General features: G+C 73.6%; 20 protein-coding genes. 15 read left to right on the forward strand and 5 right to left on the reverse strand.

Translation table 11 applies throughout. The features are described from left to right. Positions 1-110: 110 nt before the first annotated feature. Positions 111-659, forward strand: coding sequence for an O-acetyl-ADP-ribose deacetylase (locus tag ACFV1L_RS07100; RefSeq protein ID WP_380363640.1), 549 nt, complete (start codon positions 111-113; stop codon positions 657-659). A gap of 129 nt (positions 660-788) precedes the next feature. On the opposite strand, the gene ACFV1L_RS07105 is transcribed toward ACFV1L_RS07100, so the two are convergent. Further along, positions 789-1,613 carry a class I SAM-dependent methyltransferase gene (locus tag ACFV1L_RS07105; RefSeq protein WP_380363642.1) on the reverse strand — a complete coding sequence of 275 codons (825 nt, stop codon included), beginning with the start codon at positions 1,611-1,613 and terminating at the stop codon, positions 789-791. A gap of 248 nt (positions 1,614-1,861) precedes the next feature. On the opposite strand from ACFV1L_RS07105, the gene mshA reads away from it, so the two are divergent. The 3 genes from mshA to ACFV1L_RS07120 all read left to right on the forward strand — a co-directional run bounded on the left by mshA (position 1,862) and on the right by ACFV1L_RS07120 (position 4,268). Beyond that, entirely contained in the window at positions 1,862-3,166 is a 1,305-nt protein-coding gene (mshA, locus tag ACFV1L_RS07110; protein WP_380363741.1) for a D-inositol-3-phosphate glycosyltransferase, read from the forward strand. 74 nt (positions 3,167-3,240) lie between these two features. Beyond that, a complete protein-coding gene (locus ACFV1L_RS07115) occupies positions 3,241-3,756 on the forward strand; it encodes a YbjN domain-containing protein (protein ID WP_380363644.1) in 516 nt (171 codons plus the stop codon). A gap of 32 nt (positions 3,757-3,788) precedes the next feature. Next, positions 3,789-4,268 (forward strand): SLATT domain-containing protein, encoded by a 480-nt coding sequence (locus ACFV1L_RS07120; RefSeq protein ID WP_380363645.1) that lies wholly within the window; start codon positions 3,789-3,791, stop codon positions 4,266-4,268. Between the two features lie 7 nt (positions 4,269-4,275). Here ACFV1L_RS07120 and ACFV1L_RS07125 read toward each other — a convergent pair whose 3' ends face one another. After that, positions 4,276-5,544 (reverse strand): MDR family MFS transporter, encoded by a 1,269-nt coding sequence (locus ACFV1L_RS07125; RefSeq protein WP_380363646.1) that lies wholly within the window; start codon positions 5,542-5,544, stop codon positions 4,276-4,278. Positions 5,545-5,654: 110 nt separating this feature from the next. Here ACFV1L_RS07125 and ACFV1L_RS07130 point away from each other — a divergent pair, with 110 nt between their 5' ends. Continuing rightward, positions 5,655-6,413 carry a phosphoglyceromutase gene (locus ACFV1L_RS07130; protein WP_380363647.1) on the forward strand — a complete coding sequence of 253 codons (759 nt, stop codon included), beginning with the start codon at positions 5,655-5,657 and terminating at the stop codon, positions 6,411-6,413. 271 nt (positions 6,414-6,684) lie between these two features. Then, the gene (locus ACFV1L_RS07135; RefSeq protein WP_380363649.1) at positions 6,685-7,272 is read left to right on the forward strand and encodes a lytic polysaccharide monooxygenase; all 588 of its coding nucleotides are present in this window, start codon (positions 6,685-6,687) and stop codon (positions 7,270-7,272) included. 57 nt (positions 7,273-7,329) lie between these two features. Here ACFV1L_RS07135 and ACFV1L_RS07140 read toward each other — a convergent pair whose 3' ends face one another. Together ACFV1L_RS07140 and phoU are read right to left on the reverse strand one after the other, a co-directional pair. Continuing rightward, on the reverse strand, positions 7,330-7,512 hold the full coding sequence (locus ACFV1L_RS07140; protein ID WP_380363651.1) for a hypothetical protein: 183 nt from the start codon (positions 7,510-7,512) through the stop codon (positions 7,330-7,332). A gap of 150 nt (positions 7,513-7,662) precedes the next feature. Continuing rightward, positions 7,663-8,337 (reverse strand): phosphate signaling complex protein PhoU, encoded by a 675-nt coding sequence (gene phoU, locus ACFV1L_RS07145; protein ID WP_380363653.1) that lies wholly within the window; start codon positions 8,335-8,337, stop codon positions 7,663-7,665. A gap of 290 nt (positions 8,338-8,627) precedes the next feature. Here phoU and ACFV1L_RS07150 point away from each other — a divergent pair, with 290 nt between their 5' ends. Both ACFV1L_RS07150 and ACFV1L_RS07155 read left to right on the forward strand, forming a co-directional pair. Continuing rightward, a complete protein-coding gene (locus ACFV1L_RS07150; RefSeq protein ID WP_380363655.1) occupies positions 8,628-9,884 on the forward strand; it encodes a sensor histidine kinase in 1,257 nt (418 codons plus the stop codon). After that, the gene (locus ACFV1L_RS07155; protein ID WP_380363657.1) at positions 9,881-10,573 is read left to right on the forward strand and encodes a response regulator; all 693 of its coding nucleotides are present in this window, start codon (positions 9,881-9,883) and stop codon (positions 10,571-10,573) included. The genes ACFV1L_RS07150 and ACFV1L_RS07155 overlap by 4 nt, the downstream gene beginning before the upstream one ends. A 73-nt stretch (positions 10,574-10,646) precedes the next feature. Here ACFV1L_RS07155 and ACFV1L_RS07160 read toward each other — a convergent pair whose 3' ends face one another. After that, positions 10,647-11,279: a DUF461 domain-containing protein gene (locus tag ACFV1L_RS07160; RefSeq protein ID WP_380363659.1), complete on the reverse strand. Its 633-nt coding sequence runs from the start codon at positions 11,277-11,279 to the stop codon at positions 10,647-10,649. Positions 11,280-11,652: 373 nt separating this feature from the next. On the opposite strand from ACFV1L_RS07160, the gene ACFV1L_RS07165 reads away from it, so the two are divergent. The 7 genes from ACFV1L_RS07165 to ACFV1L_RS07195 all read left to right on the forward strand — a co-directional run bounded on the left by ACFV1L_RS07165 (position 11,653) and on the right by ACFV1L_RS07195 (position 18,397). Beyond that, entirely contained in the window at positions 11,653-12,135 is a 483-nt protein-coding gene (locus ACFV1L_RS07165; protein WP_014136563.1) for a CarD family transcriptional regulator, read from the forward strand. Between the two features lie 210 nt (positions 12,136-12,345). After that, the gene (gene ispD, locus ACFV1L_RS07170) at positions 12,346-13,101 is read left to right on the forward strand and encodes a 2-C-methyl-D-erythritol 4-phosphate cytidylyltransferase (RefSeq protein WP_380363743.1); all 756 of its coding nucleotides are present in this window, start codon (positions 12,346-12,348) and stop codon (positions 13,099-13,101) included. Further along, entirely contained in the window at positions 13,091-13,597 is a 507-nt protein-coding gene (gene ispF, locus ACFV1L_RS07175) for a 2-C-methyl-D-erythritol 2,4-cyclodiphosphate synthase (RefSeq protein WP_380363661.1), read from the forward strand. Before ispD ends, ispF begins: the two co-directional genes overlap by 11 nt. Before the next feature lie 43 nt (positions 13,598-13,640). Then, positions 13,641-14,033: a PPOX class F420-dependent oxidoreductase gene (locus ACFV1L_RS07180; RefSeq protein WP_380363663.1), complete on the forward strand. Its 393-nt coding sequence runs from the start codon at positions 13,641-13,643 to the stop codon at positions 14,031-14,033. Positions 14,034-14,099: 66 nt separating this feature from the next. Further along, positions 14,100-15,494 carry a cysteine--tRNA ligase gene (cysS, locus tag ACFV1L_RS07185; RefSeq protein WP_380363665.1) on the forward strand — a complete coding sequence of 465 codons (1,395 nt, stop codon included), beginning with the start codon at positions 14,100-14,102 and terminating at the stop codon, positions 15,492-15,494. A gap of 83 nt (positions 15,495-15,577) precedes the next feature. Beyond that, a complete protein-coding gene (gene rlmB, locus ACFV1L_RS07190; protein ID WP_380363667.1) occupies positions 15,578-16,570 on the forward strand; it encodes a 23S rRNA (guanosine(2251)-2'-O)-methyltransferase RlmB in 993 nt (330 codons plus the stop codon). Between the two features lie 153 nt (positions 16,571-16,723). Further along, positions 16,724-18,397 (forward strand): DoxX family protein, encoded by a 1,674-nt coding sequence (locus tag ACFV1L_RS07195; RefSeq protein ID WP_380363669.1) that lies wholly within the window; start codon positions 16,724-16,726, stop codon positions 18,395-18,397. Positions 18,398-18,562: the final 165 nt, after the last annotated feature.

Genomic DNA, 18,562 nt, shown 5'->3' on the forward strand with positions numbered 1-18,562 from the left:
GGATTTCTTCGACTGAGCGGCGGCGATGTGGTTATTGCCACGCTTCCGGTGGCGTCGTTCGGTACGGTTTCCGCCACCGCTGGGCCGCAGTTGACGGGAGATGAGGACCGGTGACCCGGATCACGCTGGTGCAGGGTGACATCACGGATCAGCGGGTGGACGCGGTGGTGAACGCCGCCAACGGTTCACTGCTGGGCGGCGGCGGGGTGGACGGGGCGATCCACCGCCGGGGCGGGCCGGAGATCCTCGCGGAGTGCCGGAAGCTGCGCGCCTCGCACTACGGGAAGGGCCTGCCGACCGGCCGGGCCGTGGCGACCACCGCCGGCCGGCTCCCGGCGCGCTGGGTGGTGCACACGGTGGGGCCGGTGTTCCGGGCGGAGGACCGCCCGCAGCGGGCCGAGCTGCTGGCCTCGTGCTATCGGGAATCCCTTCGGGTCGCGGCGGAGCTGGGGGCGCGGACGGTGGCCTTCCCGGCGATCTCCGCCGGGATCTTCGGCTGGCCGCTGGACGATGCCGCCCGGATCGCCCTGACGACGGTGGCCGAGGAGGAGCCCGACCTGGACGAGGTGCGTTTCGTGCTGTTCGGTGCCGAGTCGTACGAGGTGTTCGAACGCGTGCGGGAGGAGCTGACGGCGGGGCCGGGAGAGCAGGGGCGCTGACGGGCGCTCGGGGGCGCGCGACGGCGCATTCGGGTGCTCCCATGGTGGCGCGGCAGGGCGTCAATGCGCCAGAGGGAATCGATAACTCGTTCGAGTGAACCGGTCGAACGGCTGCCCGCCCGTACCCGGTCAGCGCGGCGCCAGCGCCGCCCAGTCCACCGTCAGCTCGCCCTGCCGCCGTCGGGCCGGCCCGTCCCGCAGCGGCCAGTCCGCGGCCAGCGCCGCGCACGCCGCGACCCAGCGCTGCCGGGCCCCGAACGCGCCCAGCGGCGCGGCCGCCGCCCACGCCCGGTCGAAGTCCCGCAGGAACGCGTGCACCGGCCGCCCCGGCACGTTGTGGTGGATCAGCGCCTTCGGCAGCCGCTCGGCCAGGTCCGACGGCCGCTCCAGGCTCCCCAGCCGGGCCGCGAAGGTCACCGTCCGCGGCCCCTCCGGGCCCAGCGCCACCCACACGTGCCGCCGCCCGATCTCGTCGCAGGTGCCCTCCACCAGCAGCCCGTCCGGCGCCAGCCGCCCGCACAGCCGCGCCCACACCTCGGCGACCCGGTCCTCGTCGTACTGCCGCAGCACGTTCGCCGCCCGGATCAGCTGGGCCCGCGCCCCGCCCGGCAGCGGCACCTCGAAGCCGCCCCGGCGGAAGTCCAGCAGCGGCGGCTCGGCCATCGGCAGCGCCGCCGCCACCCGCGCCGGGTCGATCTCGATGCCCACCACCCGGACGTCCGCCCGCACCGCCCGCAGCCGCGCCGCCAGCTCCACCGCCGTCCACGGCGCCGCGCCGTACCCCAGGTCCACCGCCACCGGCGGCTGCACCGCCGCGCGCAGCGCCCGGCCGGCCGTGTGGGCGATCCAGCGGTCCATCCGCCGCAGCCGGTTGGTGTTCGTCGTCCCCCGAGTGATCGTCCCGACCGGCCGGCTGGACCGGCCCCGGGACGACGGCATGTCGCTTGCGGCCATGGTCACCAAGCCTACGCAGCGCCTTCCGCGTCCCGGCCGGCCCGTCCCGGCAGTTCGCCCGCCGCCGGGAATACGCGGACGCGACGCCGCGGTTGGCATGCTCGACGTCCCACCGCCCGCAGCTCCCGGCCGCGGGCGGCGGCGCGTGAGCAGGCACAACACGCAGTGACGCAGTCGGCACGACCACAGACGCAGCGACGGGCAGCGCCCAGGGAGGCTTCACGCAGGTGACCCACCACCTCGTCCGCATGCCCCGCGGGGAGTCGCGGTCCGCCGCGGCCCCCGCGCGCCCCCGCCGCCCCCGCCGGATCGCGATGCTCAGCGTCCACACCTCGCCGCTGCACCAGCCCGGCACCGGCGACGCCGGCGGCATGAACGTGTACATCGTGGAGCTGGCCAAGCGCCTCGCCGACCTCGGCATCGAGGTCGAGGTGTTCACCCGGGCGATCAGCTCGGACGACGCGCCGACCGTGCAGCTCGCCCCCGGCGTGCTGGTGCGGCACGTCACGGCCGGCCCGTTCGAGGGCCTGCTCAAGGAGGACCTGCCGGCCCAGCTGTGCGCCTTCACCCACGGCGTGCTGCGCACCGAGGCCGGCCACCGCCCCGGCTACTACGACCTGGTGCACTCGCACTACTGGCTGTCCGGCCAGGTCGGCTGGCTGGCGGCGGAGCGCTGGGGCGTGCCGCTGGTGCACACCATGCACACCATGGCGAAGGTCAAGAACGCGGCGCTCGCGGAGGGCGACACCCCGGAGCCGGTCGCCCGGGTGATCGGCGAGACCCAGGTGGTCGGCGCGGCCGACCGGCTGATCGCCAACACCGCGGAGGAGGCCGCCGAGCTGGCCCACCACTACGCGGCGCGCCCGGAGCAGCTCGCCGTGGTCCACCCCGGCGTGAACCTGGACGTGTTCCGGCCCGGCGACCGCGCCGCCGCCCGCCACCGGCTCGGCCTGCCGCAGGACGCCGCGGTCCTGCTGTTCGCCGGCCGAATACAGCCGCTGAAGGCGCCGGACGTACTGCTCAAGGCGGTCGCCCGGCTGCTGGAGCGCCGCCCCGAACTGCGCGAGCGGCTGGTCGTCCCGGTGGTCGGCGGCCCGTCCGGCACCGGCCTCGCCCGCCCCGAGAGCCTGCACAAACTGGCCGCGCAGCTCGGCATCAACGACGTGGTCCGGTTCCGCCCGCCGGTCGGCCAGCAGCAGCTCGCCGACTGGTACCGCGCGGCGACCGCGCTGGTGATGCCCTCGCACAGCGAGTCCTTCGGCCTGGTCGCCCTGGAGGCGCAGGCCTGCGGCACCCCCGTGGTGGCGGCCGCCGTCGGCGGCCTCCCGGTCGCGGTCAGCGACGGCGTGACGGGCACCCTCGTCCCCGGTCACGATCCGGACGCCTGGGCGCAGGCCCTGCTGCCGTACGCCACCGACCCGGCGCTCGCCCCGGCCCGCGGCGCGGCGGCCGCCCGGCACGCGGCGGCGTTCGGCTGGCTGACGGCGGCCGGCGCCACCGCCGAGGTGTACGCGGACGCGATGGCCGGCTCCCGTGCGGTGCGGGTCCCCTGACGGCGGGTCACCCCGCCGCGCGGGGTGACCGGGGCGACACCCCGCCCGGCCCGTCGGCCGGTTAGCGTGGGGGCATGGCCGCCAAGGACGACGCACTGCCCCTGCTCCGCGCCGCGCTCGACGAGGCCGGTGTGGCCTGGGAGCCCGCCGCCGCCGACCCGTACACGCTGGTCGCCTCGCTGCCCGGCACCCGCAAGCTGTCCACCGCGTGCGCGCTGCGGGTCGGCGACCACACGCTGTCGGTGAACGCCTTCGTGATCCGCCGCCCCGACGAGAACCACGAGGGCGTCTACCGCTGGCTGCTGGAGCGCAACACCCGGCTGTACGGGGTGGCGTACGCGATCGACCGGCTCGGCGACGTGTACCTGGTGGGGCGGCTGCCGCTGGAGGCGCTCACCGCCGAGTCCGTGGACCGGCTGCTGGGCACCGTGCTGGAGAACGCCGACGAGCCGTTCAACACCCTGCTGGAGCTGGGCTTCGCCACCGCGATCCGCCGCGAATGGGAGTGGCGCACCAAGCGCGGCGAGTCCACCCGCAACCTCACCGCCTTCGCCCACCTGGCGAGCGAGAACCCTCCGGCCGAGCACTGAGCCCGGTATCCTCCCGCCCGGGGAGGATACCGATGGACGACGAACGTGCCGCTGCACAACGGAAGTTGGCCTGGTTGGAGGCCGAGCTCGGCGACGAGCTGGTGGAACGCCGCCGCCGCCGGGACTGGGACCGGCGGCGCGCCCTGACCCTCCAACTGGCCACCGTCAGCCTGTCCGCCCTGGTCACCGTGCTGCTGGGCCTCAAGGTCGGCGGGCCGATGGCCGACCGGCTGGCCGACGCCGCGCTGGTGTGCGGCGCACTGGTCACCGTCCTGGCCGCCTGGGCGGCGTTCTTCGGCTACCGGACGCTGTGGATCCAGCGCGCCGACACCGTGCACCGGCTGACCTCGCTGCGCCGCCGCGTCACCCTGCTGAAGGCCGAGCACGGCGACGCCGTCCCGGAGCCGGACCGGGTGGCGGCGCTGGTCGACGAGTACCAGCGGATCCTGGAGGACGACCACGACTCCTGGGTGCGGCTGCGGCAGAGCGAGGGCGGCGGCGCGGCGGGCTGACCCGGCGTCAGGCCGTCGCGGCGGCCGGCTCTGCGGCCCGGTCGGCGTCCGGTGCCGCGTCCGGGGCGGGCCGGCGGCGGCCGATCGCCACGAACGCGCCGGCCGCCAGCGTCCCGCCGGCGGCGCAGCTGCCCCAGAGCGCCCAGCTGCCCGCGTACTGCAGCAGCAGGCCGCCGGCCGCCGGGCCGAGGAAGGCCGCCAGCGACCAGGACAGCGAGTACACGCCCTGGTAGCGGCCGCGGGCCCGGGCCGGGGAGAGCTCGGCGACCAGCCCCATCATGGTCGGCGCACTGATGATCTCGCCGACCGTCCAGACCGCCACCGACAGGGCGTACAGGGCGGCGGACGTGCCCGCCACCGCCGTCAGGCCGAAGCCCCAGCCGATCAGCAGCGCGCTCGCCACCAGCAGTGCGGTGCGGTTGCGGCCCTCCATCAGCCGGGTCAGCGGCAGTTGGAGCAGCACGATCAGCACCCCGTTCAGGCTGGCCACCAGGCCGTACTCGGCGGTCGAGATGCCGTGCCGGCCCATGTCCATCGCCAGCGTGGTGGGGCCCTGCTGGAAGACCAGGGCGAGCAGCAGGTTCACGCCGACCACCGCCATGAACGCGCCGTCCCGGAACACCGCGCCCAGACCGACGGCGGCCTCCGCCGGCTCCTCGGCCGCCTCCGCCTCGGCCTTCGCCATCGTCTCGGGGACCTTCACGAACACCAGCACCGCGCAGAGCAGGGTGGTCAGCGCGTCCAGCAGGAACAGCGTCAGATAGCCGTGCGTGGCGATCAGTCCGGCCACCGCGGCGGAGGCGCCGAAGCCGATGTTGACCGCCCAGTAGTTCAGCGAATAGGCGCGCACCCGGTCCGCGGCCGGCACCAGGTCGGCGATCATCGCGGACACCGCCGGACGGGACGCGTTGCTCGCCAGGCCCACCAGGAACGCGACCGCCGCGATCGCCACCTGTCCGTCCGCGAAGCCCAGCACCGCCGTGAACGCCGCCGTCGACAACTGGGCCACCAGCAGCGTGGGCCGCCGCCCGAGCCGGTCGGTCAGCACCCCTCCGCCCACCGCCGCGATCGCCGAGCCGAGCCCGAACAGACCCGCCACCAGACCGCCGTAGGACGCGGAGTACCCTCGATCGACTGTCAGGTACAGCGCCAGGAACGTGACGACGAAGCCACCGAGGCGGTTCACCAGGGTCGACGTCCACAGCCACCAGAACTGGCGTGGCAGCCCGCCCGCCGCCCTGCGCGCTTCGTTCACCAGACGGGCGGACACGGGCATGAGGGCTCCCCGGGGACAGCGGACAAGTAATGGGCAAACTCGCTTTGCGAACATTACATCCGGCGTGGACGGCCCGGCCATCGAATTTCCCCCTCCACTAAGCTGGCCCCATGGCTGACACGACCTACCGCTTGATCCTGCTCCGCCACGGCGAGAGCCAGTGGAACCAGAAGAACCTCTTCACCGGATGGGTCGACGTCGACCTCAACGAGAAGGGCGAGAAGGAGGCCGCCCGCGGCGGCGAACTGCTGCTCGCCGAGGGCCTGCTGCCGGACGTGCTGCACACCTCGCTGCTGCGCCGCGCCATCCGCACCTCGCAGATCGCCCTGGACAAGGCCGACCGCCACTGGATCCCGGTCCGCCGCAGCTGGCGCCTGAACGAGCGCCACTACGGCGCCCTGCAGGGCAAGGACAAGGCGCAGACCCTGGCCGAGTTCGGCGAGGAGCAGTTCCAGCTCTGGCGCCGCTCCTACGACACCCCGCCGCCGGCCCTCGCCGACGACGCCGAGTACTCGCAGGCCGACGACGCCCGCTACGCCGAGATCCCGTCCGAGCTGCGCCCGCGCACCGAGTGCCTCAAGGACGTCGTCGAGCGGATGCTCCCGTACTGGTACGACGCGATCGTCCCGGACCTCGCGGACGGCCGGACCGTCCTGGTCACCGCCCACGGCAACAGCCTGCGCGCCCTGGTCAAGCACCTCGACGGCATCTCCGACGAGGCCATCGCCGGCCTCAACATCCCCACCGGCATCCCGCTCGTCTACGAGCTCGACGCCGACTTCAAGCCGGTCAACCCCGGTGGCCGCTACCTCGACCCGGAGGCCGCCGCCGCCGCCATCGAGGCGGTCAAGAACCAGGGCAAGAAGTAACGCCGCGCGCGCTCCACGACCCCTCAGCCCCCTGTCCGGCGCAATGGCGCCCCGGCCCAGGGGGCTGTTCCGTTCCCGGGTGACGCGGCGTCAACGTCCGGGCGCGGTGGACTGGTTCAGACCACGAAGAATGGTTCAGACCATTGACGGGGTCGCCGGGGGGCTTCTAGCGTGAGGGCAATGTCGGCGCGGGCATGACACTGAAGGCCGCCCCCACGCGGTCCCGCGCGTGCCCGCGCATGTACTCCATCCACCCCCACGGAGGAGCACCATGCGCAAGCGCAACATCCTGGCGGTCGGCGTCACGGCCGCCGCGGCGATCCTGGCGACGGCGATCCCGGCCAGTTCGCACGGATACATCACCACCCCGCCGAGCCGGGCCGGCCTGTGCGGCGCGGGCGTGGTGAAGAAGTGCGGCCAGATCCAGTGGGAGCCGCAGAGCGTCGAGGGCCCGAAGGGCTTCCCGGCCCAGGGCCCGGCCGACGGCACCCTGTGCGCGGGCGGCGACGCCCGCTGGGCCCCGCTGGACGACCCCCGCGCCGGCGGCTGGCCGACCACCAAGGTGACGGCCGGTCAGCAGCTCACGCTCACCTGGAGCATCGAGGCGCGGCACGCCACCACGTCGTTCCGGTACTTCATCACCAAGCCCGGCTACGACGCCACCACCAAGATCACCAGGGCCAACCTCGACCCGACCCCGTTCCTGACCGTGCCGATGGGCGGCAAGCAGCCCCCGGCCACGCTCAGCCACACCGCGACGCTGCCCTCCGGCCGGACCGGCCACCAGGTGATCCTGGCGGTCTGGGACATCGCCGACACCGGCAACGCGTTCTACCAGTGCATGGACGTCACCTTCTGACGCACCGCACGACAGGGGCCGGGCACCCCGCAGGGTGCCCGGCCCCTCGCCGTACCGTCAGTGGCCGCCGCAGCAGGAGCCGGTCGCGCCGCCGCACTGGCAGGGCGCTCCCGACTGGCAGCCGCAGCCGCAGCCCGGACCGCAGCCGCAGCCCGCGGCGAGGACCGGCAGCAGCTTCGCCGCTGCCGGAGCCCACGGGCTCGGCGGGGGAGTGGTGGACGTGCCGGTCGTGGTCTTCATCGCGCTGCAGCCTCCTCGTCCGGGCGGAGCCGGACAGCCCGGTGGACGCCCGTCCCTTCGAGTGAAGCCCGGTTGCGACGAGGCGTCAACGGGCGCGCGGGGGCGGTCGGTTCGCGCCGAATGCGCCCCCGTCGGCCGTCGGCCGCCCGACTACTCGGCCGGCTCCGCCGTGGCGATGAACTCGTCCACGTGCTCGCCGGTGACCAGGAACACCACGCGCTTGGCGACCGAGACGGCGTGGTCCGCGAAGCGCTCGTAGTAGCGGCCGACCAGGGTGACGTCCACCGCGGTCTCGATGCCGTGGTGCCAGCGGTCGTCCAGCAGGTGCGAGAACAGCTCGCGGTGCAGCGCGTCGATCGCGTCGTCGTCCGCCTCCAGCTCCAGCGCCTTGTCCACGTCCTTGGTGGCGATCACCAGGCCGGCCTTGGCCACCAGGCGCTGCGCGAGCTGCCCCATCTCCAGCACGATCGCGTGCAGGTCGCCCGGGACGGCGGTCTCCGGGTAGCGCAGCCGCGCCACCTTGGCGACGTGCCGGGCCAGGTCGCCGCAGCGCTCCAGGTCGGCGCTCATCCGCAGCGAGGTGACCACGATCCGCAGGTCGGTGGCGACCGGCTGCTGGCGGGCCAGCAGGTCGATGGCCCGGTTCTCCAGGTCGTGGTGCAGGTTGTTGATCTTCTCGTCGGCGGCGATCACGCTCTCCGCCAGCTCCAGGTCCGCGTCCAGCAGTGCGGTGGTGGCCCGTCCCATCGCCGAGCCGACCAGGCGGGCCATCTCGACCAGGCCGTCGCTGATCGAGTCGAGTTCCTCGTGGTACGCGTCGCGCATTGCGCTCTTCTCCTCCAGTACCGGTGTCGGTGGCGGTGCCGACCGGACGCCCCGCACCGGGCGGCCCGACGCGGGGCCGACCGTACGGACGGCCGCTGCTGGTGGCGCGAATGGTAGCCGCGCCACCGCCCACACGGGCTTGCACGGCCCAGACTGAGCCGTTCGGGCGACCCCCCGCGGCCTCAGCGGTGAATCGGCAGCATCGTGGAGGTGAATTCTCGGCAACGCCCGGCCGATGCCTTGATCGCACCCTTACGGAGCGCGCCCGCCCACCATTTACGCTGGCAGACATGGACGTGAACGTGGCCGCCGCCGCTGCCTGCGCCATAGCCGGGCTCGGCGTCGGCCTCACCGCCTCCATCGCCTTCCGCTGGAGCGAGCGCGAGCAGGGCCGGGCGAACGGCAACAGCGGCAGGAACCCCGGACCGGAGCCCCTTCAGGAGCCGGCCCTGCCGCCCGGCGTGGACACCGTGCTCTCGGTGCTGCGCTCCTGCGCGATCGTGCTCGGCGACGGCGACGAGGTGGTCAAGGCCTCCTCCGCCGCCTACGCGATGGGCCTGGTCCGCGGCGGCAAGGTGGCCGTGGACCAGATGCTCGCGCTGGCCCGCTCCACCCGGCGGGACGGCGAGATCCGGCAGATCGAACTGGAGCTCACCCGCCCCGGGGCGTCCGCCCGGGCCGCCGAACCGCTGGCGGTCTCGGTCCGGGTCGCCCCGCTCGGCTCCCGGCTGGTGCTGGTCCTGGTCGAGGACCGCACCGAGCGCCGCCGGATCGAGGCGATCCGCCGCGACTTCGTGGCCAACGTCTCGCACGAGCTGAAGACCCCGGTCGGCGCGCTCTCGCTGCTGTCCGAGGCGGTCGCCGACGCCTCCGACGACCCGGAGGCGGTGCAGCGCTTCGCCGGCCGGATGCAGGTCGAGGCCACCCGGCTGGCCAGCCTGGTCCAGGAGATCATCGACCTCTCCCGGGTCCAGGACGACCAGTTGAAGGTCGATCCGGAGCCGGTCGCGGTGGACGAGCTGATCGCCGAGGCGATCGACCGCTGCCGGCAGACCGCCGCCGCCAAGCAGATCGTCATCGCGGCGGGCGGCACCACCGGCCTGTACCTGGTCGGCAACCGCGGCCAACTGGCCGCCGCCCTCGGCAACCTGGTGGAGAACGCGGTGAACTACAGCCCGCCGCGCACCAGGGTGGCCATCGCCACCCGCCGGATCTCCAGCGCCGCGGCGCTCGGCGAGGCGGACGGCGAACTGATCGAGATCTCGGTGACCGACCAGGGCATCGGCATCTCGGAGAAGGACCGCGAGCGGATCTTCGAACGCTTCTACCGGGTGGACCCCGCCCGCTCCCGCCTCACCGGTGGCACCGGCCTCGGCCTGTCCATCGTCAAGCACGTCGCCGCCTCGCACCGCGGCACCGTGTCGGTGTGGAGCGTCGAGGGCCAGGGCTCCACCTTCACACTGCGGCTCCCCGCCGGGCAGGCCCCGGTCGAGGACCGCGCATCCTCAGCAGCACCCACACTTCCTGCCCCGGAGGCCCGATCGTGACCCGTGTACTGGTGGTCGAGGACGAGGAGTCGTTCAGCGACGCCCTGTCGTACATGCTCCGCAAGGAGGGCTTCGAGGTGGCCGTCGCCGCCACCGGGCCCGACGCGCTGGAGCAGTTCGAGCGCAACGGAGCCGACCTCGTCCTGCTCGACCTGATGCTGCCCGGCCTGCCCGGCACCGAGGTCTGCCGCCAGCTGCGAGTCCGCTCCAACGTCCCGGTGATCATGGTCACCGCGAAGGACAGCGAGATCGACAAGGTCGTCGGGCTGGAGATAGGAGCCGACGACTACGTCACCAAGCCGTACTCCACCCGCGAGCTGGTCGCCCGGATCCGCGCGGTGCTCCGCCGCCGCGGCGAGGACGCGAACGGCGACGGCGCCGCCGCCCCCGGCGCGCTGGAGGCCGGCCCGGTCCGGATGGACGTCGACCGGCACGTGGTGACGGTGGACGGCGCCAAGGTCGACCTGCCGCTCAAGGAGTTCGACCTGCTGGAGATGCTGCTGCGCAACGCCGGCCGGGTGCTCACCCGGATGCAGCTGATCGACCGGGTGTGGGGCGCCGACTACGTCGGCGACACCAAGACCCTGGACGTCCACGTCAAGCGCCTGCGGGCGAAGATCGAGCCGGACCCGGGCGCGCCGCGCTACCTGGTCACCGTCCGCGGCCTGGGCTACAAGTTCGAGCCGTAGGCCGCACCGCGACCCGCGGAACACCGCGAAGGGGCCCCGCCGCGGCGGGGCCCCTTCGCGTGTCCGACCGAGGTCAGTGGGCGGAGGCCGACGGGCTGCCGGTGGCCGGGGCGCTCGGCGAGCCGCTCGCGGTCGCGCCCGGCGACGGCGAGGAGGTGGCGCCGGCGCTCGGCGAGGAGGTGGACTTCCCCTGCGGGCCGAAGCCCTGGTACAGGCCGGAGGCCGGCTGCACGTTGGCGGGGGCGGAGACCTCGCCGGCGGTCTTGAAGGTGAAGGTGGTGTCGGCGTAGCCGCCGACCGACAGCTTCGCGCCGGACACCTGGGCGCCGGCCGCGCCGTCCTTGCCGCCCAGCAGCACCGACTGGCCGGCCTTGATGGTGATCTGGGAGACCTGCGCGCCGTGCTCGTCGGTCAGCGTGGCGGCGGTGCCGCCGACCTTGACCGAGGTCAGCACCAGGTCGTCCTTCGGCGCGGTGTTGGCGATGTTCGCGGTGACGGCCACCGGACCCGAGTACTCGCCGGCCGACCCCGCGGGGGCGACCACGACGATGTTGTTGAGCTTGACCTCGTTGCCGATCGACGTCGCCGCGTTGTCCGGCTTGATCTGCAGCGTGTCGGCATCGTTGCCAGCCGCACAGGCGGACAGCGGCACGATCGCGGCGAGGACGAGGGCGGCGGCAGCGCCGCGTCGAAGGCTCCGGCTCACGGCGGCGACTTCTCCTTGGAGGGGACGATCCACGGAAGCGGGATCACGGTCGGTGGTCGAGGGCCACACTACCGACCACACATATCCGGCTATCACGGGGTGGCCCCGTGTCGCGGTCCGATCACGATCCCGGGCGCTCGGCGAGTCGGAGGTAAAAACTCAAGATCCAACCATGGTTTCGGGAGTGTGACCAGAGGTTTCGTTGCCCAGGTCAGACCGCCTCCGACCTGCGAGAAGCCCTCCTCGAACACCGGTCGCAGCATGCGACGGGGGTGGTTGTCAAGCCCTGGTACCGGCCCTGACCTGCGAAAACGCCCTTCGGGTCAGCCGAAAAGCGTGTTATTCTGGAAAGCCACGGAAGGGGTCCTGTCACATGACGTTCAAGGTTGGCGACACGGTGGTCTACCCCCATCACGGGGCTGCGCTGATCGAGGCCATCGAAACTCGCCAGATCAAGGGTGTGGACAAGACCTACCTGGTGCTGAAGGTGCAGCAGGGAGATCTGACGCTCCGCGTCCCCGCGGAGAACGCCGAGTTCGTCGGTGTCCGCGACGTGGTGGGCCAGGAAGGCCTGGACCGCGTTTTCGAGGTGCTTCGCGCGCCCTACACCGAAGAACCCACCAACTGGTCGCGCCGCTACAAGGCGAACCTGGAGAAGCTCGCGTCCGGCGACGTGATCAAGGTCGCCGAGGTGGTCCGCGACCTGTGGCGCCGCGAGCGCGAGCGGGGCCTGTCGGCCGGCGAGAAGCGGATGCTCGCCAAGGCACGCCAGATCCTGGTGAGCGAGCTCGCACTCGCCGAGAACACCAACGAGGACAAGGCCGAGACGCTGCTCGACGAGGTTCTCGCCTCCTGAGCGCAGGCCGACGCAGGCCCTGAGCACAGCTCCGAGCCCTGACGACCGACGCGCCCGACGGTGCCCGAAAGGGCGCCTCGGGCGCTTCGTCGTACCCGGAAGGGGACGGCACGGCGAAACGGTGGCGAACGGGTCGGCGCAGTTCCACTAACGTGCAGTCAGGAAGGGGGCCTGCCCGCTCGCGAATCCGCGTTCGGCACGGCCATACCCATCGCGACCAAGGAGCCAAACCTGAACGCCTCAGCACAGCTCGCGGCAGCGGTCGTTCCGGCCGCCGGGCGCGGCGAGCGACTCGGCCCCGGCGCCCCCAAGGCGCTGCGCGAACTCGGCGGCGTCCCGCTGCTGGTGCACGCGGTCCGGGCGCTGGCCCGCAGCCGGGCGGTCGGCCTGGTGGTGGTGTGCGCCCCGCCGGACGGCGTGGCGGAGGTCGTCGCGCTGCTGGACAGCCACGGCCTGGACGGCAAGGACGTCCGGGTGGTGCCCGGCGGCGCCAGCCGGCAGGAGTCGGTGCGGCTCGGCCTGGCCGCCGTCCCGGCCGGCACCCCGGTGGTGCTGGTGCACGACGCGGCCCGCCCGCTGGTGCCCGTCGAGGTGGTGGACGCGGTGGCCGCCGCCGTCCGGGCCGGCGCCGACGCGGTGGTGCCCGCGGTGCCGCTGGCCGACACCGTCAAGCGGGTCGAGCCGCAGCCGGCCGGCCCGGAGCCGGTGCTGGACACCCCCGACCGCTCCACGCTGCGCGCCGTCCAGACCCCGCAGGGCTTCGACCTGGCCGGCCTGGTCGCCGCGCACGAGAAGGCCGCCGCCGAGGGCGTCGAGGTCACCGACGACGCCGGGCTGATCGAGCGGTTCGGCGGCCGGGTCGTCGTGGTGCCCGGCCACGAGGAGGCCTTCAAGGTCACCCGCCCGCTGGACCTCGTGCTCGCCGAGGCCGTACTCGCCCGCCGGAGGGCCACCGATGCCTACTGAGAACCCCGCCGTGCCGGTCCTGCCGCGGATCGGCGTCGGCACCGACGTGCACGCCTTCGAGGCCGGCCGGCCGCTGCGGGTGGCCGGACTGGACTGGCCGGGCGAGACCGGCCTGGCCGGGCACTCGGACGCCGACGTGGCCGCGCACGCCGCCTGCGACGCGCTGTTCTCCGCCGCCGGGATCGGCGACCTCGGCGCGCACTTCGGCACCGACCGCCCCGAGTGGGCCGGCGCGGCCGGCGTGGCGCTGCTCGGCGAGGCCGCCCGGCTGGTGCGGGAGGCCGGGTTCGAGATCGGCAACGTGGCGATCCAGGTGATCGGCGTCCGCCCCAAGATCGGCAAGCGCCGCGACGAGGCGCAGGCGGCGCTGTCCGCCGCGGTCGGCGCCCCGGTGTCGGTCTCCGGGACCACCACCGACGGCCTGGGCCTGACCGGCCGGGCCGAGGGACTCGCCGCGATCGCCACGGCGCTGGTCTACCAACGCCCCTCCCTCTAGCCTGGCCTGACGATCCGTCGTCATCAGGTCACAGGAGGAACCCATGGGTGAGGTGCTCGCCGACAACGTGAAGGCGCTGCTGGACGCGAAGAGCTTCGCGGTGGTCTCGACGATCCAGCCGGACGGCAGCCCGCAGTCCTCGGTGGTGTGGGTGAAGCGGGACGGCGACGACATCCTGTTCTCCACCGTGCAGGGCCGCCGCAAGCACCTCAACCTGGTGCGCGACCCGCGGGTGAGTCTGCTGGTCAACCCGGCCGACAGCCCCTACCAGTACTTCGAGGCCCGCGGCGAGGTCACCCTGACCACCGAGGGCGGCCGCGAGCTGATCGACGAACTGTCGAACAAGTACCGCGGCCAGGACTACGCGTGGGACGAGCCGGACGCGGTGCGGGTGGTGGTGCGGCTCAGCCCGCGCAAGGTCGTCAACCACGTCTGACACCGAATCCGGCCGAGTGGGCGGAAGGTGGCGGGGCACCCCCCGCCGCCCACTACCCTGGACGCTGTGAGCCTTCGCCTGTACGACACCATGACCCGCCAGGTACGCGACTTCGTCCCGCTGGTGCCGGGCTGTGTCTCGATCTACCTGTGCGGCGCCACCGTCCAGGCGCCCCCGCACATCGGGCACATCCGGTCGGGACTCAACTTCGACGTGATGCAGCGGTGGTTCCGCTACCGCGGCTACGAGGTCACCTTCGTCCGCAACGTCACCGACATCGACGACAAGGTGATCGCCAAGGGGCGCGAGCAGTCCACCGAGTGGTGGAAGATCGCGCACGCCAACGAGCGCGCCTTCAACGAGGGTTACGACGCCCTCGGCTGCCTGCCGCCCAGTGCGGAGCCGCGCGCCACCGGCCACGTGCCGGAGATGATCGAGATGATGCAGGGCCTGATCGAGCGCGGCCACGCGTACGAGGCCGACGGCAACGTGTACTTCGCGGTCACCACCTACCCGGACTACCTGGCGCTCTCCAACCAGGAGTTGGAGAACCTCCGGCAGCCCGCCGGGGAGGGCGAGACCGGCAAGCGCGACCAGCGCGACTTCGCCATGTGGAAGGCCGCCAAGCCGGGCGAGCCGAGCTGGGACACCCCGTGGGGCCGCGGCCGTCCCGGCTGGCACCTGGAGTGCTCCGCGATGGTGCACAAGTACCTCGGCAGCTCCTTCGACATCCACGGCGGCGGGCTGGACCTGATCTTCCCGCACCACGAGAACGAGATCGCCCAGTCCAGGGCGTACGGCGACGAGTTCGCCAACTTCTGGGTGCACAACGCCTGGGTCACCATGAGCGGCGAGAAGATGTCCAAGTCGCTGGGCAACTCGGTGCTGGTCTCCGAGATGGTGCAGCGCTGGCGGCCGATCGTGCTGCGCTACTACCTGGCCGGCCCGCACTACCGCTCGATGATCGAGTACAGCGAGGAGTCGCTGCGCGACGCCGAGACCGCGTTCGCCCGGATCGAGGGCTTCATCGAGCGCGCCGTCGAGCGCTGCGGCACCGTCGACCCCGCGCCCGAGGTCCCGCTGGCGTTCGCCGAGGCGATGGACGACGACCTGGGCGTCCCGCAGGCCCTCGCCGTCGTGCACACCGCCGTCCGGCAGGGCAACAGCGCGCTCGGCGCGGACGACAAGGAGTCCACCGCGGCCCGCCTCGCCGAGGTCCGGGCGATGCTCGGCGTCCTCGGCCTGGACCCGCTGGACGAGATGTGGGCCGGCGGCGCCACCCAGGGCGAGGAGCTCACCGGCGTGGTCGACTCGCTGGTCAAACTGGTGCTGGAACAGCGCCAGGCGGCCCGCGCCCGCAAGGACTTCGCCACCGCGGACGCCATCCGCGACCAGCTCGGCCAGGCCGGGCTGGCGATCGAGGACACCCCGTCCGGCCCGCGCTGGACGATCAACCAGTAGCCCCTCGGGGCGCGTGGGGGCCGTACCTTTGTATGGGTGCGGCCCCCACGCACGAAGCAGACGCAGAGACAGGAAGTACAGCCATGGCCGGCAACAGCCAGCGCAGGAACCGCCGCAACCCCGGGTCGAAGAAGGGCGCGAGTGTCGGTACCGGCGGCCACAGCCGGAAGGCACTGCAGGGCAAGGGCCCGACGCCGCCCGGCGAGGCCCGCAAGGGGCACCCCAAGCAGCGCGCCGCCAACGCGGCGCTCAAGCGCGAGCGCGACGCCAAGTCCCGGGCCGGCATGCGCCGGGCCGGCGCCGGCTCGCGCAGCGGCCGCGGCGGCGCGGGCGCGGCCGAGCTGGTGGTGGGCCGCAACTCGGTGGTCGAGGCGCTGCAGGGCGGAGTGCCCGCGAACGCGCTCTACGTCCAGCAGTTCATCGACACCGACGACCGCGTCCGGGAGGCCTTCCAGGCCGCCAACGAGCGCGGCATCCCGCTGATGGAGGCCCCCCGCCCGCAGCTGGACCAGATGACCGGCGGCCTGAACCACCAGGGCCTGGTGCTGCAGGTCCCGCCGTACGAGTACGCGCACCCCGAGGACCTGCTGGACGCCGCCGCCGACGCCGGCCAGGACGCGCTGATCATGGCGCTGGACGGCGTCACCGACTCCCGCAACCTGGGCGCCGTGGTCCGCTCCGCCGCCGCGTTCGGCGCGCACGGCGTGGTGATCCCCGAGCGCCGCGCGGCCGGCATGACCGCGGGCGCCTGGAAGACCTCGTCCGGTGCGGCGGCGCGACTGCCCGTGGCGCGCGCCACCAACCTGACCCGCGCGCTGGAGGCCTACCAGAAGGCCGGTCTGATGGTGGTCGGCCTGGCCGCCGACGGCGAGGCCGAGATCGGCGACCTGGACGCGCTCACCGGCCCCGTGGTGATCGTGGCCGGCTCCGAGGGCAAGGGCCTGTCCCGCCTGGTGTCGGAGACCTGCGACCTGCTGGTCCGGATCCCGATGCCCGGCCAGACCGAGTCGCTGAACGCCGGCGTCGCCGCCGGTGTCGTGCTGTACGAGGCGTCCCGCCTGCGCGCCAGGCGCTGACGTTCCGTCACGGCGCATGACAGTGCGTCAATTTCGTGAGTCAACCGGTCGGGTCCGGTCGGGCCCGATCGGATCGCTCATGATCACTTCAAATCCTCGTCCGGAATGCACCCGGGAGAGTGTCCTCAGGGCCCGTCACCCGGTTAGAGGGGTGTGGACACCAGAACACCTCGGCGTTTCGGGCAGCGCCCCGCGGCGATAGACGACGGTCCGGGCCTCAACACGGTCCGGGTCCCGTCCGACCCGGCGAAGCTCAGCAGCACCCAGGCCAGTTTCCGGGTCAGGCTCTCCGGCCCGGTGACCGCGCTGATCGATCCGCCGGCCGGGGCCGCCTTCGGCGACCCGTACGGCCACCCGGTCGGCGCCCGTCCGCTGGTCACCCCGCAGGTCGTGGTGCCCGCGGCGTCGATGCCCGCACTCGCCGGGATCACCGCCGCCTCGGTCACCGGCACCGCGCCCCGCCGCAAGACCCGGGTGGTCACCTGGAGCGGCCAGGCCGCGCCCGGCGACACCGCCGCCACCCGGCTGCTCGACGCCGTCCGGCTGAACACCGTGCCCGCGCCGGCGAAGTCCTTCACCGACCAGGCCTTCGCCGACCAGGACACCCAGCAGCTCCAGGCCGTGCCCCGGCAGTACGGGCCCGATGCCGGCTCGGGCCTCGGCTCCGGCTCGGGCTCCGCCTTCGGGTCCGGTTCGGGCTCGGGCCTCGGCTCGGACTCCGACGAGACCCCGCACGCCGGGGTGCCCGACCTGCTGGACGACTCGGTGCGGGTCGGCGGCCGCAGCTGGCAGCCCGAGGGCGACCTGCCCGAGATGCCCTCGCTCGCCGACGGCTCCAAGCACGCCTGGTACCCCGGCCGCCGGGTCGACCTCGGCCTGGTGCTGCTGCCGCTGCGCGTGCTGCTCGGCTCGCTGTCGGTCTACGCCGGCTTCAGCAAGCTGTGCGACCCGGTGTACTTCGACGGCGGCGAGCGCGGCTCGATGATGCGCTGGCTGTCCTCGCTGCACCCGTGGAAGGTCGCCCAGCCGCTGCTGGACTTCGCGATGGCCCACCCGGTCGGCTCCGGCCTCGCCGTCGCCTTCGCGGAGATCGTGATCGGCGTGCTGTCCATCCTCGGCCTGTGGCAGCGGCTCGCCGCCGGCAGCGCGATGGCGCTGTCCGCGGCCCTGCTGTTCACGGTCAGCTGGAAGGCGGTGCCGGTCTACGACACCCCCGACCTGATCTTCCTCGCGGCCTGGAGCCCGCTGTTGATGGCCGGCGCGCCGTTCGCCTCGCTGGACGGCCGGATCGCGCTGGAGGCCTTCCGCCGGCACGGGCCCGCCGAGCCCGGCGCGGTGCGGCGACGGATGCTCCGCCGCCGCGCCGTCGTCACCGCCGTCGTGGTCGGCCTCACCCTGCTGTCCGGCTCCCTGCTGGGCGCGGCCGTCCGCACCGGACGCGAGGCGCCGATGCGCCCGCAGACGGACTACGGCACCCCGGTGTGGCCGAGCAGCGGCCCCTCCCCGGCCGCACCCTCGCCCACGCCCACGCCGTCGCCCGCGCCGAGCAGGACGACGCCGTCGCCCTCGCCCAGCCGCAGCGGCAGCAGCAAGCCCAAGTCCGGTGCCACGCCCAGCCCGACGCCGTCCCCGCACGCCAACGGCACCGGCGGCACCAGCAGCGGAAGCAGCTCCGGCGGCAGCACGGGCGGCTCCGGCGGCGGCACGGGCACCGGCGCCCCCAGCACCCCCCGCTCCCAGCCGTCGCACGGCGTGATCGGCGGCCTGCTCGGCAGCGGGCCGCCGCTGCTGGAGCTCGGCATGCGGCCGGCGGCCGCGGGGGCCTGAGGGCCCGGACAGGAGGCGCACGGCAGGGGCGCGGGACGCCCGTCGGCGGGGCCGCGACCACGAGCACGTCATCGCTCGGGTCGCGGCCCCGGCGGCGGGCGTCCCCTTGCGTGCGCTTCTGCCCTGCGCGCTTCTGCCCTGCGCGCTTCTGAGGGTGGCCCCGTG

This window comes from Kitasatospora sp. NPDC059646, from assembly GCF_042734615.1.
Taxonomy (GTDB): domain Bacteria; phylum Actinomycetota; class Actinomycetes; order Streptomycetales; family Streptomycetaceae; genus Kitasatospora.

Bases quoted from the DNA above. Each gene is read 5' to 3' on its own strand.
- ACFV1L_RS07130 (WP_380363647.1), top strand. From the start codon at position 5,655: ATGGCTGACACGACCTACCGCTTGATCCTGCTCCGCCACGGCGAGAGC.
- ACFV1L_RS07125 (WP_380363646.1), bottom strand. From the start codon at position 5,544: ATGCCCGTGTCCGCCCGTCTGGTGAACGAAGCGCGCAGGGCGGCGGGC.
- ACFV1L_RS07135 (WP_380363649.1), top strand. From the start codon at position 6,685: ATGCGCAAGCGCAACATCCTGGCGGTCGGCGTCACGGCCGCCGCGGCG.
- ACFV1L_RS07115 (WP_380363644.1), top strand. From the start codon at position 3,241: ATGGCCGCCAAGGACGACGCACTGCCCCTGCTCCGCGCCGCGCTCGAC.
- ACFV1L_RS07180 (WP_380363663.1), top strand. From the start codon at position 13,641: ATGGGTGAGGTGCTCGCCGACAACGTGAAGGCGCTGCTGGACGCGAAG.
- phoU (WP_380363653.1), bottom strand. From the start codon at position 8,337: ATGCGCGACGCGTACCACGAGGAACTCGACTCGATCAGCGACGGCCTG.
- ACFV1L_RS07120 (WP_380363645.1), top strand. From the start codon at position 3,789: ATGGACGACGAACGTGCCGCTGCACAACGGAAGTTGGCCTGGTTGGAG.
- rlmB (WP_380363667.1), top strand. From the start codon at position 15,578: ATGGCCGGCAACAGCCAGCGCAGGAACCGCCGCAACCCCGGGTCGAAG.
- ACFV1L_RS07165 (WP_014136563.1), top strand. From the start codon at position 11,653: ATGACGTTCAAGGTTGGCGACACGGTGGTCTACCCCCATCACGGGGCT.
- ACFV1L_RS07105 (WP_380363642.1), bottom strand. From the start codon at position 1,613: ATGGCCGCAAGCGACATGCCGTCGTCCCGGGGCCGGTCCAGCCGGCCG.
- ACFV1L_RS07150 (WP_380363655.1), top strand. From the start codon at position 8,628: ATGGACGTGAACGTGGCCGCCGCCGCTGCCTGCGCCATAGCCGGGCTC.
- mshA (WP_380363741.1), top strand. From the start codon at position 1,862: ATGCCCCGCGGGGAGTCGCGGTCCGCCGCGGCCCCCGCGCGCCCCCGC.
- ispF (WP_380363661.1), top strand. From the start codon at position 13,091: ATGCCTACTGAGAACCCCGCCGTGCCGGTCCTGCCGCGGATCGGCGTC.
- ACFV1L_RS07140 (WP_380363651.1), bottom strand. From the start codon at position 7,512: ATGAAGACCACGACCGGCACGTCCACCACTCCCCCGCCGAGCCCGTGG.